Raw genomic sequence first — 12,890 nt, forward strand, 5'->3', positions numbered from 1 at the left:
CCCCGGGGGGTTGACCCACCTCCAGAGCCCATACCTTATCCAGCACTCGCCTAGGTCCCTCTCCGAAGCGTACCTCCTGAGGAATCCCTCCCACCTCTCCCAGAGGTCGCGGTACCTCACCCTGAGCCTCTCGTAATCTGAGAGCCTGGAGGCCGGGCAGAGGTAGCAACCCAGCCTCTCGAAGCCCTCGAAGTAGAGTGGGTTCACCTCGATCCTCCTTATTGCTATGTAGAGCCAAGTCTGTAGGTTGCTCCACTCATTGATGGGCGCGGCCGTCAGGAAGCCGGGCAGCCAGTTGTTCTCCCAGATTCGAGGGCTCCTCATCCTGGCCGAGGACTCGTACTTCCTCTGGCCCACCAGTGTGAGAGCGGGCCCCAGGCCCTTCAGTGCTCTGTAGGTGGGCGCAAGCTTCAGCACCTTGCAGCACCACCTGTAGTCCCTGGCAGGGGGACCGAAGCGATCCAGGTTCCTCCAGAAGGAGTCGCCGGCGCTCCCCACTATGTCGAAACCCATCCTCTCAACGAAGCGCATCGTCTCCGGCAGCTCAAGCCCAGTATCGTTGAAGTAGACGAGGAAGCTGAGATCGCTCCTCCTAACCAGCTCCAGCAGGACGGAGCTGTCCTTGCCTCCTGAGAAGGAAACTATAATCCTTCTCCCCTTGGGGAGCCTCCAGAGCATCCTTATGGACTCGAACTCCCTCGAGAGCACGCAGGGCTCGTTGATATTTATGACCTTCCTCCAGTTGGTCCTGGCATCGATGGCTTCTCTGAAGGACCTGAACTCCTTGACGACCAAGTACCTATCGCCAACTTTCTCGGCCAATCCGTTCCTCAGCAGCAGGTACTTGGGCTCATCGGGGTGAGCCTCCCTCACGAAATCGCCCCTTCTGCCCTCCACCTCCAGCCTCTCGATCCTATGCCCTATCCTACTCAGTGAGGGTGCTCCCGGCTTGAAGTACCACTTGAACTCGAGGAGATCGAAGAAGAGGTGCCCCATGACGGCACCGTCCGTTATCACCTCATAGGCCGTGTCCAGGTATGGGACCCTCCCCAGGAGGACGACGTCGTTGATTAAGAGCTCCCTATAGGTCCCGATCCCAAACTGGGAGTCCAGGGTGTCCCTCAGCAGCCTGAGGTCCCACTCATTGGCCGGTCTGGGATCGCTCACCCTCGACAGGGGAACTATCAGGGGCTCGGCATCCGAACAGCCCTTTGAGACAAGGGGTACGTTCTCAACTGGATCCCAGTAGAGTCTCATGACCTTCCTCCTCTAGCATCCCGATCCTAAAAAATTAGTTTGTGGATATGTGGTGGCCTCTACGCGATCAAGCTAGGGTATAAGTCCCTCCTTCCCCCTTCTTCACGAGACCGCTCTTCATGAGGGATCTCATCTTACCTGTCACTTGCTGTACCGGGACGCCCAGCTCCTTCGCTATATCACCACACTTGACCGGTTTCCCCAGCTTCTTCATGGTATCCAGTATCTTCTTCGAAAGATCGTCGAGCTTCGCCCCCTCCTTCCCACCTTCCACGGGCTTCTCCTTTCGGGTGGACCTCCTACCGCAGGGCATGATGACCCTTGTTCAATGAACCTGATTGCTTATAAATTTTTCACGGAAGCATGTGAAAATCTTTTAGAATATCCTGCAGGGGGGATCTCGGGGATCGACAGAGGAACTCGGCCCGATATACGTTGATCGTTGAATCATAGATATAATATATTACCGCTACACAACCTCGGTGGTCGCATGATGGTGATCGATTGGACCGATTTCCCCGATCCCCCATCAGGCATAAGGTCCCTCGATATCTCCGAGGTCAGGAGGGTATACGACCCCGAGCTCCCACCCCTCGTGATATACGCGGGTCTTGCTGAGGACGAATCCGGTAACCTGATACCTGCTGTCGCTGTGGTTGAGGAGGGCGCGGGCTATGCCAAGCTCTACCTCTTCTCAGTGGATGATAAGCTGAGGGAGGAGGATCTGATAGCATCGCTAGCTTAACTAGCTTAAACATCTGCGGCATTCACGAACTCTCATATCCTCTCCCGTAAAAGGCTTCCGCCTGTGATTGGATAACGCAGCAGGAGCCGCGTTCAATAAGGCCCCCCTCAAGGTATATCGGGCGCTTGTGGGTTTTCCTAGAGCTGTCGATCAACCCAAACTTTTTCTTATAGACCCCTCCCCCTGATGCTAGGGGATCCCATTGATCAGGAGGATAGCCGTTTTGGGAGCCGGGACGATGGGGCACGGTATAGCGCAGGTAGCCGCCATGTCAGGCTACGAGGTCGTCATCAGGGACATAGAGGAGGGATTCGTTCAGAATGGGATTAACAGGATAAGGAGCAGCCTTAGTAAGTTCGTGGAGAAGGGAAAGCTGAGCGGCGAGGATATGGAGAAAATCCTGAGCAGGATATCTGGGACGACCGACCTGAAGCTCGCAGTTAAGGATGCTGATTTCGTCATAGAGGCTGTTCCGGAGGTATTCAGCATAAAAGCGGAGGTCTTCAAGGAGGCGGATGAGCTGGCTCCTTCCCACGCAATACTCGCAACCAATACCAGCAGCCTGCCCATATCGGAGCTGGCCTCCGTGACCAGGAGGCCAGACAGGTTCGTCGGGATGCACTTCTTCAATCCTCCCCAGATAATGAGGCTCGTCGAGGTGGTTAGGGGAGAGCTGACATCCGAGCAGACGATCAGGACCACGATGGAGCTGGCTGAATCAATGGGGAAGGAACCGGTGCTCGTTAAGAAGGACGTCCCAGGTTTCATCGTAAACAGGATACTCGTGAGGTGGCTCAACGAGGCATGCCTGATCTCCCAGAGGGAGAATATCGACATAAGTCTAATTGATTCCGCCCTGAAGGGGAGGGCAGGTCTCCCCATGGGGGCCTTCGAGCTCTCGGATTACATAGGGCTGGATGTCATGAGGGACATTATGGAGGCCATGGTGAAGAGGGGCTTCGCGATAACCCCTTGCTCCAAGTGGGCCGAGTTACCCAGGGAGGGAAAGCTGGGAGCAAAAAGCGGTCAGGGGTTCTATGACTGGAGCAAGGGGAGGCCGCAGATACCACCAAACCCCGATGCGAATTTCGATCCCATGGAGGTCCTCTGCATGGCCGTCAACGAGGCCGCCTGGCTCCTGAGGAACGACGTCGCCTCGGCCGAGGAGATAGATAAGGCCGTGATGCTCGGGCTGAATTTCCCAAAGGGCCCGCTGAGGATGGCCGACGAGCAAGGGTTGGATAGGATAAAGGAGATGATAGAAAGCAAGTCTAGGAGGTTCGGACTTCCCGAGTACTCGGTGGATCCGCTGATAACGGAGAAGGTGAGCAAGGGGGATCTCGGGGTCAAGTCGGGAAGGGGCTTCTACGAGTACGGGATCAGGCAGCTGGAGCTCGGGCCCGTCATCTACAGGGAGACCCCTCCTATAGCTTGGATAATTCTGAACAGGCCGGAGAAACTGAACGCGCTGGATGGGGAGATGGTGTCTGGCATACTATCCTCGCTGAGGGAGGCCAGGAAGGAGGAGATAAGGGTCGTCGTGATAACGGGCGAGGGGAAGGCCTTCTGCGCCGGAGCTGACGTGAGGAACTTCAAGGAAATGGGACCTATTGAGGCCTTTGAGTTCTCAAAGGAACTCAATAAAGCCTTCAGGGAGATACAGGAGTTCCCGAAGCCCGTGATAGCCATGATAAATGGATTCGCCCTTGGAGGGGGGCTGGAGCTGGCCATGGCCTGCGACCTCAGGGTGGCGAGCGATAGGGCTCAATTGGGTCAGCCGGAGATAACTTTAGGGATAATAACCGGGGGAGGAGGATCATTCAGGCTCCCCGATCTCGTGGGCCCGGCTAAGGCCAAGGAGCTGCTGTTCACCGGGGATATGATAGGAGCGGAGGAGGCTCTGCGCATAGGTCTAGTTAACAGGGTGGTGAGGCATGAGAAACTCGAGGAGGAGACGAGAAGTCTGGCCATGAAGATAGCAGAGAGACCTCCTAAGGCAATAGAGATCTACAAGGCCTTGTTAAACGGTCAGAGGTATGATGCAGAATCGATGGCCTTCGGATTGGTCTTTTCGACGGAGGACTCGAGGGAGGGGGTGAGCGCTTTCCTCGAGAAGAGGAAGGCGGAGTTCAGGGGAAGATAAATTTTTTATTTTTACGGCTCTTTACAATTAAATTCTTGTAGGTCAATGGAAAGTGCGTCTGTTTTAACGGGATGAACGAGCTCGTAAGGGATGATATCCCCCCTTGATGGGGAAGCGCATCCTCAGGCGGCTCGTCCTTGGAATCTGTTAGGTGAGGGTTCTCGCTAAAAATGGAATTATGACATTAAAAAGCCACTTGGAGGGGGATTATTTTAGCAAGTGGGGGGATCATATCTCCACTATGTAGATGTCCTTGCATGCCTTCACGGAGTCGTATGATATCCTCCTCCTCTCCCCCCTCTTGCCCGTGCTTATCTCCATCTCGACCAATCTGCCCTCAACGTCATCGAACGTGAAGTCCTCCGTAACCCCAAGGAAAGCCCCATCACTCGAGTAAACCTGCATCTCGTAGAGCTCAGATATCTTCCTGGCCAACCTCTCACCTCAGGATTATCCTGGCGTCCACGACCTTTATGCCCTTTGGGTATGCGATCACGGGATTCAGATCCATCTCAGCTATCTCCTCGTTCTCAACACCTATTTCACCCACCTTGATCAGGGCGTCTCTTATAGCGTTTATGTCGACGGGCTCCATTCCCCTGAACCCCGTGAGGAGCTTGTACGCCTTCACCTCCCTTATCATGGTCTCGGCGTCCTGCTCGGAGAGCGGGGCCACCCTGAAAGACACATCCCTGAAGAGTTCGACGAAGACACCTCCCAGACCGAACATGACGGTTGGTCCGAACTGGGGATCTCTCATCAACCCTATTATCAGCTCGACCCCAGCGGGTGCGAACTCCTGAACCAAGATCCCCTCCACCTTCGCCTCCGGTACCCTGATCCTCACATTGTCCAGTATCTCCCTGTAGGCCCTCCTCACATCCTCCTCGTTCTTCAGGTTGACCTTTACCCCTCCGACATCGCTCTTATGGATCACCTGCGGGGAAACTATCTTCAGGACGACAGGGAACCCTATCTGCTTTGCGAACTCGACGGCCTCATCCTCGCTTCTCGCCAGCCTGATCTTGGTCACTGGAATGCCATATTCGGCGATGAAGGACTTCGCTTCATGCTCCAATAGGAAATTCCTCCCGTCCCCCCTCACCCTGAGGAGCAGCTCCTTGGCGCTCATGGGATCACCGGCCCTAGCTGAAGTACAAATTAATAACGCTATACTCAGCGAGAGGCCACACCCCTGACTACCAGAGGAAGCCCCTTCTCTCCCTCTTGAGCTTCAATATGCTCCTAGGCAGCTTCCTCTGCTCCTCCCTCTTAGGTCTATCCTCCTTCTTGACTTCTTCCCTGCTCTCAGTTCTCAGGGACTCCTTGGGCACGTAGTACCTCCCGGCCCTATCCTTCTCCAGCAATCCGGACACCACCAGAGCCTCCAGCTTGGAGTAGGCTATTGAGATGGGTATCTCCGCCTCCATAGCCACCTTCTCGAGAGTCACGGGACCACCATGGAAGCTCCTCAGTATTATCTCGAGCTCCCTCCTCATCCTCGGGGGAGCCCTCTTGACGTAGTCGATGACCTCATTCTCAGACTCCAGCACCTTGTCGAAGACGTACATATCGACCCTCCTCCTGCCTAAGATGGCCGCCACCTCCAAACTCTTGGAGAGGATGTCCAAGAGCTTCCCAGGTACCCCCTCCACAACCCTGTTTGCGCTCACGACAACCTCCTCGCTCAGGGGCTCCAGGGGGAACTCCGGGATCCTGCTCCTGAAGACGTTCAGCCTCCTCGCCACAAGGTTGACTGCCTCATCGTCCGTGAGCGGAGGGATGGAGATCCTCTCATGGACCCTAGAGGTCAGGGCTGGGAATCTCTTATCTATCTCCTCATAGGCCTCATCGCTCATGGCAGCAACTATGAGTATCCCCTCAGGCATGACGGAGACTATCTCCCTGACCATCTCGAAGAAGAAGAATGACCACCTCTCATCCGTGTAGAGCATGTTGTGAACGTCATCTAGGAGGAGCGCCGTGGGGGCTATCGAGTTTAGGGACCTTACTATCATGTCCCCGGCATCCGCAGGGGAGGCCTTCAGGTTTAGGAGCTCCTCCTCTGTTAGGGTCTCCGGCATCCCCAGAAGGATCTTCTTCAGGGCCTTGGACACCCCCCTGGATCTCTCGTAGACTGTGGAGAGTATGCTGTCTATAACATCTGGACCCTCCACAGCAGATATCTCCTGATATATCCCCTCCAGATCGGCCTTGTGATAGGAGTACCTTAGTATGTGGAGTCTCAAGCTCCTACCCGATCCCGGGGGACCCGTGATGGTCACGAACGCTGATGCCACTCCGGACATGGTCTCGGCGGCTAGGGAGTCCAGTACGTCATCCACCCACTGCTTGCTGAATATCGAGGTCGGGTCTTCAAGTTCGATCAATGAGGACCTTAGAAATGGATTTCTGGTGAGACCGAAGAGCTTCTGGTAGTAGCTTGGACTCACCGAGCTCAATTTCATCACTCCCAGATTCGTGGGACCAACGACTTAAAAACCCGGGGGAGGGGGAGGTACCCCCTGTAATAAACCTTTTTAACCCCCTAGCGGCCGACCACCGGGCGAAGGTGATAAGGGTTGCAGAAGTACAAGAAGATCATAGATCACCTCCAGGATCTCATGAGGGATCCCAGGAACATCAGGAACATAGGGATCATAGCGCACGTGGATCATGGGAAGACGACCCTCTCCGATAACCTGCTATCGGCGGCGGGCATGATAAGCGACCAGATGGCCGGTGAGATGAGGGCCCTAGACTATCATGAGATAGAACAGCAGAGGGGCATAACTATAAAGGCCGCCAACATATCCCTCTACTACCAGAGGGGTGGGAGCGAGTTCGCGATAAACCTGGTCGACACGCCGGGTCACATAGACTTCACAGGCCACGTCACCAGATCGCTGAGGGTGATAGATGGGGCAATAGTGGTGGTCGACTCGGTGGAGGAGGTGATGGTCCAGACGGAGACGGTCACGAGGCAGGCGCTCGAGGAGAGGGTGCGGCCGCTCCTCTTCATAAACAAGATAGACAGGCTCATAAAGGAGCTCAAGCTATCCCCCCAGGAGGTACAGCAGAAGATACTCAGGATAATAAGGGATTTCAACGGCCTGATAGAGGCCTATGCAGAGCCGGAGTTCAAGGAGAAGTGGAAGGTCAGGTGGGACAACGACAGCGTCGCCTTCGGGTCGGCGCTCCACGGCTGGGGACTCACCAACTCCATAGCCGCTAAGAAGGGCATTAAGTTCTCCGATATAGCTGACATATACGCTGAGGATCCAGAGGGCCTCGCCCTGAGGAGGGAGATTCCCGTGCACGAGGCCCTTCTCGATATGGTCACCCTGCACGTCCCGAATCCGGTGGAGGCGCAATCCTACAGGGTGGAGAAGCTCTGGAAGGACAAGCACGATGAGGAGATCTTCAGGGCATTGAGGGAGTGCGATCCCAACGGACCCCTCATAATGGGGGTTAACGCGGTGAGGATAGACCCCCACGCCGGCATAGTGGTTACCGGAAGGGTGTTCAGCGGCACCCTCCGGGAGGGAGAGGATGTTTACCTGATAAACGCAAAGAAGAAGCAGAAGATACAACAGACGAGCATATACATGGGTCCTTACAGGATGAGGATGGATGAGATACCGGCTGGCAACATAGCGGCCGTCCTGGGACTCACCTCGGCTAGCTCGGGAGAGACCGTGGTGGCGGAGGCGGTGAAGGACAGGGTCATATCTGGATTCGAGGCCATAAGATACGTCACGGAACCTGTGGTCACGGTCTCAATAGAGGCGAAGAATCCTCAGGATCTACCGAAGCTCATCGACACCCTGAGGAAGCTCACGCTCCAGGATCCTAACCTGGTCATGATACACAACCAGGAGACGGGGGAGATACTGCTGAAGGGGACCGGGGAGCTTCACCTGGAGATATCGCTATACGAGGTGAGCAAGGCCGGTCTCGAGTTCGATGTCAGCGAGCCCACCGTGGTCTACAGGGAGAGCGTCAGGGGGACCAGCGACGTCGTGCTGGCGAAGTCACCGAACAAGCTGAACAGAATATGGGTCACGGCTTCCCCGCTGAATGAGGAGGTGGTATCGCTGATAAGGGAGGGGAAGGTGAACGAGAGGATGGACAGCAGGACCCTGGCCAGGGTGCTCAGGGAGGAGGGTAAGATGGATACGGAGGATGCCAGGAACGTTTGGGTGATAGATGAGGAGAACTATAACCTATTCATAAACAGAACAGTAGGAGTCCAGAGGCTGGATGAGGTCAAGGAGATACTGAGACAGGGCTTCATGTGGGTCATGAGGGAGGGGCCACTCGCCGGCGAGCCCGTGATGGGGGTCGCGATAAGACTCGTCAACGCCATGATACATGAGGATCCAGCTCACAGAGGTCCTGCTCAGCTCACTCCAGCCGTTAGAAAAGCTATATTCGGGTCAATGCTCAGCGCGAATCCCGTCCTGCTGGAGCCAATCTACGAGATACAGGTGTCAACGCCTCCCGAGCTGATAGGTTCCGTCATTTCCCTGATATCCCAGAAGAGGGGGAAGGTCGTCGGCATAGAGGAGAGAGGCAGGATAAGCATAGTTAAGGGCTATATCCCAGTTAGGGAGACCTTGGGAGGTTTCAGCAATGAGATGAGGAGCATCACTAGTGGGAGAGCCTTCTGGCAGACCAAGTTCTCCCACTGGGAGCCTCTGCCCAAGAATCTGATGGAGCAGATAGTTATGGAGATAAGAAGGAGGAAGGGCATGAAGGAGGAGATCCCAAGGGCCGAGGAGTACATGGACACGCTGTGACCTACTCCTTCCCTTTAATTCCCTTGAAGAATATATAGGACCTCTGCAGGCAGGTCACGTAGCTCAGAAGAGTTATGAGGATGAGGCCCAGGCTCACCATATCTGCTGCGCAGAAGATAGCCGAGAGGACTATCCTCTCCCCCCTCCCGGTCAGGCTGAGCTCGGTTCCCTTGACCCCAAGGGACTCCGATCTGGCCCTTATGTAGCTCACCAGCATGGATGAGTGCGTCGCCAACGCTGCCCAGAGCAGATCATTCGCATACATGCCCATGGACATGAAGAGCATTCCGTCCTCCACTCTGTCGGCCACCGAGTCGATGAAAGCGCCCTTTGGTCCGGAGTCACCGCTCCTTCTAGCTATAGCACCATCGATCAGATCAAAGAAGCCCCCGAGTATTATGAAGGCGGACGCCAGCAACGGCTTCCTGAGTAGGAGCACGATGGAGGAGGCCAAGAAGGACAGGAATCCCAGGAAGGTCGTGAAATTGGCGCTTATACCAACCCTAGTGGCCAGGCAGGCCAGGCCATCGAACAGCCTTGAGGAAGTTCCCCTCAAACGCTCCAGCATCCGGCACCCAGCCCGCGGACCCCACATTTTAATTTACGCTTTTCCCGCCCATCCGGATGCCGGACCTCGTGGTCATATTGGTGGAGCCCGAGAGGGCGGATAACGTGGGTATGATAGCCAGGGCGATGAAGAACTTCGGCTTCAAGAGACTGAGGGTGATCAGACCGATGTTCGAGAGCTTCGACAGGGCCATAGCTGCTGCTATGAGGGCCAGGGATGTGATCGAGGGGATGGAGATACTCACGTCGCTGGATGAGGCCAGGGAGGGGATAGATCTCATGATAGGGACGACTGCCAGGGTGAGCAAGTATTCGATCGAGAGGAGGGCTGTGACCCTGAGGGAATTTGTCTCGAGCATAAGCTGGGATGCCGTTTACGGCCTTGTCCTGGGACGGGAGTCCATTGGGCTGACGACGGAGGAGCTCTCGGCTTGCGATCTCGTCATGACGATACCCTCGAGTGAGGACTACCCAGCCCTGAACCTAGCTAACGCGGCAGCGATAATGCTCTATGAGTTCTTCCTGGCATTCAGGGATTCTTCCAGGTTCAGGGTGGCTCCAGTACCCAGGGAGGCGAGGGAAGTGATGCTCAGATACCTGGGGGAGATCCTAGACATGCTGGGAGATGCCGTGAGGGATAAGGAACGCACGATGAAGTCCCTAAGGAACCTCTTGGAGAGGACATTCCCCTGCGGCATGTCGGCCGAGGAGGCCTTCAGAGCGCTAGGTATTATAAAGGCTCTGAGGGATGCTCTGGCGAGGGTGAAAGGGGATGTCGCTGAGACCAGCCAGGAACTACAGGGCCCTTCAGAGGCCCTACACAAGGAAGGAATACATAAAGAGCATTCCCCACAGTAAGATAACGAAGTTCGATCATGGGAACGTCCATGGGGACTTCGAGTACGAGGTGAGGCTGGTGGCCGAGGCAAGCTTTCAGGTGAGGAGCAACGCGCTTGAGGCAGCCAGGATGACCGTGATGTCCCAGATAAGGAGGGCAGTGCCATCAGAGGATGCTTACTTCTTCAAGGTGGTGCACTACCCCCATCACATACTAAGGAAACACGCTATGGCTGGCGTCCACAAGGCTGAGAGGCTTCAGAAGGGGATGAGGCTCGCCTTCGGTAAGCCGGACGCCAGGGCGGCTCAGATAAGTAGGGGTGATGTCATAATGTTCATCAGGGTGAACTCCCCCCATCTCGAGGTGGCCAAGTACTGCATGAAGCTGGCCAAGCTGAAGATACCCTACATGACGAGGATAGAAGTGGTCAGGCTGGATGGAGGTAAGGACGAAGAGGGAGCTTGAAATAGTATTGCAGCAGCTGGAAGGATACAGGAATCCCAAGCCCGAGCTGGAGCAGTGCCCAACCCCGGCCAGCCTCGCCGCTGCGATGATTCACATGTCCCGCATGTTCGGCGACCTCGAGGGGAGGAGGGTGGCGGACTTGGGCTGCGGTAACGGTGTGCTCGCGATAGGCTCCGTGCTATATGGGGCCTCGGAAGCGGTTGGCATAGACATAGACCCAGAAGCCGTTGAGATCGCGAGGATGAACGCCGAGAGGTTAGGCCTCTCGGGTAGGGTGAGGTTCCTAGTGATGGATGTTCGGGACTTCTCCGAGAGGGTCGACACCGTGGTGCAGAACCCCCCCTTCGGAACCAGGAGGAGGCACATGGACACCTTATTCTTGGAAGTCGCCCTGAGGAACTCCAAGGTCACTTACTCCCTGCATATGGCTGGGAACTCCGAATTCCTGAGGAGGTTCGCGCTTGAGAGGGGAGCCTCTCTCACTCACGTGGAGAGGTGGCCATTCCCCCTCGAGCGCGTGTTCCCCTACCACAGGAGGAGGGTGGTTAGGATACCCGTGGAGTTGCTCAGGTTCGAGGTGATGCGGCATGAGGGGTAACCTGGTGGTGCCCGGGGAGAGGATAGGCGTGGTAGAGGAGTACATAAAGGGGGAGGGGGTCTTCGAGGCTGGGGGCGTGATATACTCCTCTTACCTGGGTTTCCTGAATTTAAAAGACCTTGAGGTCTCCGTTAGGCCAGTTAGGAGTCCCATATTACCGTTGAGACCCGGGGAGATTGCTCTAGGTGAGATCAGGAGCGCGGATAGGAACAACTTCAACCTGCTCCTGACGCTGCTGCTGAGGCCCAGGGTCGGCGTCCTGATACCACCAGTGCACGCCAACATGCCGAAGAGGGCATCCAACCTAGGGGCCAGGCCCAGCGACTTGGTCATAGTGATGATTGAGAGCATTGAGAACGGTCAGGTGACCGTCACGATGAGCGGCTCCGGCGAGCTCGGGGTCATCAGGAGCATATGCGAGACCTGCGGCTCCACCCTAGACAGGGGGGTCGGATACACTTTAATATGCAGGGGCTGCGGGAGGATATACCTCGATAAGAAGTTGAGCAGCAGGTACGGGTGGAACCCCTTCAAGGAAGGGTTGATAAAGCATGCTAAGGAGAGGTTATGAGGGAAAGAGGAGTTTGGTCCTCTCGATAAGCCCATCCGAGCTTTCAGACCTCTTGGAATATCTGGAGAGGAGGATGGAGGGAAGGAATTACTCCTGCAAATACTCCATGAGCTCAGGATTGAAGATAACAATATTCGGAGATAGAGAGGAGCTCAGGGAAGCGGAATCTCTCGTGAGAAGATCTTACAGGAACTTCAAGGTGATCAGGAACCCCGTGGGCAATCTCTACAGGTACCCATCCGAGTGGTTGACTGAGCACGGAAGCGTGTCGATGAGCCTCCTCACGCTCTCCCTAGAAGCAGCGGGACTGACGGCTCAATGGAGAGGGGATCTCCTGTTCACGGAACTGGAGCCTGAGGAGATTAAAGACCTGATGTCCGAGCTCAGATCCCTGCTGGAGGAGATAAAGTATGAGGTCAGGCAAAGGAAGGCCAGGGAGGTTCTGGTGGCCGTTGCCGTTAGCTCGGGGGCCTCACCCACGGACGTCTTGGAGCTAGCCGAGAGGGAGGGCTTCCTGGAGAGGGATGAGGAGGGGATCTGGCGCTTCAGGGTGGATCCCGATGTGGCGATGAGGGAGCTGAGGAGGAAGCTGATAGAGGGTGATCACCTTGGAGGTTGAGGTGGTGAAGGTATCGGGTAACGAGATAAGGTTGATCGTGCGCGGGGAAACTTACACTCTGCTGGATCCCCTGGTGGATGAGCTCAACTCCCTAGAGGAGGTGGAGTTCGCTGGCTACGATGTTCCCCATCCCCTGAAGGAGGAGTCCGTCCTCTTCCTCAGGGTGAGGGAGGGCATGGATCCCAGGGAGGTGCTGAGGGACTCCGTCAGGAGATTGATCTGGAAATACGAGGAGGTCGAGAGGAGCTTCCTCGAGCAGATGAGCAACCTGAAGGGCTAAATCGC

At 55.8% G+C, this 12,890-nt stretch carries 15 protein-coding genes; 9 read left to right on the forward strand and 6 right to left on the reverse strand.

All coding sequences use genetic code 11. The annotated features are described in order from the left end of the window. Both BA066_01865 and BA066_01870 read right to left on the reverse strand, forming a co-directional pair. Window positions 1-1,257: hypothetical protein (locus tag BA066_01865; protein ID RDD53900.1), on the reverse strand; the 1,257-nt coding region annotated here is incomplete at its 3' end. A gap of 67 nt (window positions 1,258-1,324) precedes the next feature. Continuing rightward, the gene (locus BA066_01870; protein ID RDD53901.1) at window positions 1,325-1,570 is read right to left on the reverse strand and encodes a winged helix-turn-helix transcriptional regulator; all 246 of its coding nucleotides are present in this window, start codon (window positions 1,568-1,570) and stop codon (window positions 1,325-1,327) included. A 177-nt stretch (window positions 1,571-1,747) separates the two neighbouring features. On the opposite strand from BA066_01870, the gene BA066_01875 reads away from it, so the two are divergent. Together BA066_01875 and BA066_01880 are read left to right on the forward strand one after the other, a co-directional pair. Then, window positions 1,748-2,002, forward strand: coding sequence for a hypothetical protein (locus BA066_01875; protein ID RDD53902.1), 255 nt, complete (start codon window positions 1,748-1,750; stop codon window positions 2,000-2,002). A 205-nt stretch (window positions 2,003-2,207) separates the two neighbouring features. After that, complete coding sequence (locus tag BA066_01880; GenBank protein RDD53934.1) at window positions 2,208-4,145, forward strand: 3-hydroxyacyl-CoA dehydrogenase/enoyl-CoA hydratase family protein; 1,938 nt, start codon at window positions 2,208-2,210, stop codon at window positions 4,143-4,145. A 228-nt stretch (window positions 4,146-4,373) separates the two neighbouring features. On the opposite strand, the gene BA066_01885 is transcribed toward BA066_01880, so the two are convergent. From BA066_01885 to BA066_01895, 3 genes are all read right to left on the reverse strand, one after another. After that, entirely contained in the window at window positions 4,374-4,580 is a 207-nt protein-coding gene (locus BA066_01885) for a hypothetical protein (GenBank protein RDD53903.1), read from the reverse strand. 4 nt (window positions 4,581-4,584) lie between these two features. Beyond that, complete coding sequence (locus BA066_01890; protein RDD53904.1) at window positions 4,585-5,277, reverse strand: acetyl-CoA synthetase; 693 nt, start codon at window positions 5,275-5,277, stop codon at window positions 4,585-4,587. Between the two features lie 67 nt (window positions 5,278-5,344). Then, window positions 5,345-6,613 carry a hypothetical protein gene (locus BA066_01895; protein ID RDD53905.1) on the reverse strand — a complete coding sequence of 423 codons (1,269 nt, stop codon included), beginning with the start codon at window positions 6,611-6,613 and terminating at the stop codon, window positions 5,345-5,347. A gap of 114 nt (window positions 6,614-6,727) precedes the next feature. Between BA066_01895 and BA066_01900 the strand changes: the two genes are divergently transcribed. After that, window positions 6,728-8,947 (forward strand): elongation factor EF-2, encoded by a 2,220-nt coding sequence (locus tag BA066_01900; protein ID RDD53906.1) that lies wholly within the window; start codon window positions 6,728-6,730, stop codon window positions 8,945-8,947. A 1-nt stretch (window position 8,948) separates the two neighbouring features. Here the strand turns inward: BA066_01900 and BA066_01905 are convergent, their stop codons facing one another. Then, window positions 8,949-9,542 carry a CDP-alcohol phosphatidyltransferase family protein gene (locus BA066_01905; protein ID RDD53907.1) on the reverse strand — a complete coding sequence of 198 codons (594 nt, stop codon included), beginning with the start codon at window positions 9,540-9,542 and terminating at the stop codon, window positions 8,949-8,951. A 29-nt stretch (window positions 9,543-9,571) separates the two neighbouring features. On the opposite strand from BA066_01905, the gene BA066_01910 reads away from it, so the two are divergent. The 6 genes from BA066_01910 to BA066_01935 are packed head-to-tail and all read left to right on the forward strand — an operon-like array spanning window position 9,572 to window position 12,885. Beyond that, complete coding sequence (locus tag BA066_01910; GenBank protein ID RDD53908.1) at window positions 9,572-10,372, forward strand: RNA methyltransferase; 801 nt, start codon at window positions 9,572-9,574, stop codon at window positions 10,370-10,372. Continuing rightward, on the forward strand, window positions 10,287-10,817 hold the full coding sequence (locus BA066_01915) for a 50S ribosomal protein L16 (GenBank protein RDD53909.1): 531 nt from the start codon (window positions 10,287-10,289) through the stop codon (window positions 10,815-10,817). Before BA066_01910 ends, BA066_01915 begins: the two co-directional genes overlap by 86 nt. Further along, on the forward strand, window positions 10,789-11,415 hold the full coding sequence (locus tag BA066_01920; GenBank protein RDD53910.1) for a methyltransferase domain-containing protein: 627 nt from the start codon (window positions 10,789-10,791) through the stop codon (window positions 11,413-11,415). Before BA066_01915 ends, BA066_01920 begins: the two co-directional genes overlap by 29 nt. Continuing rightward, window positions 11,405-11,986, forward strand: a complete 582-nt coding sequence (locus tag BA066_01925) for a hypothetical protein (protein RDD53911.1) — start codon at window positions 11,405-11,407, stop codon at window positions 11,984-11,986. Before BA066_01920 ends, BA066_01925 begins: the two co-directional genes overlap by 11 nt. Further along, complete coding sequence (locus BA066_01930; GenBank protein RDD53912.1) at window positions 11,967-12,605, forward strand: DUF2067 domain-containing protein; 639 nt, start codon at window positions 11,967-11,969, stop codon at window positions 12,603-12,605. The genes BA066_01925 and BA066_01930 overlap by 20 nt, the downstream gene beginning before the upstream one ends. After that, window positions 12,586-12,885: a DNA-directed RNA polymerase subunit L gene (locus BA066_01935; protein RDD53913.1), complete on the forward strand. Its 300-nt coding sequence runs from the start codon at window positions 12,586-12,588 to the stop codon at window positions 12,883-12,885. Before BA066_01930 ends, BA066_01935 begins: the two co-directional genes overlap by 20 nt. Window positions 12,886-12,890: the final 5 nt, after the last annotated feature.

It is taken from the genome of Candidatus Korarchaeota archaeon NZ13-K, assembly GCA_003344655.1.
GTDB lineage: Archaea > Korarchaeota > Korarchaeia > Korarchaeales > Korarchaeaceae > Korarchaeum.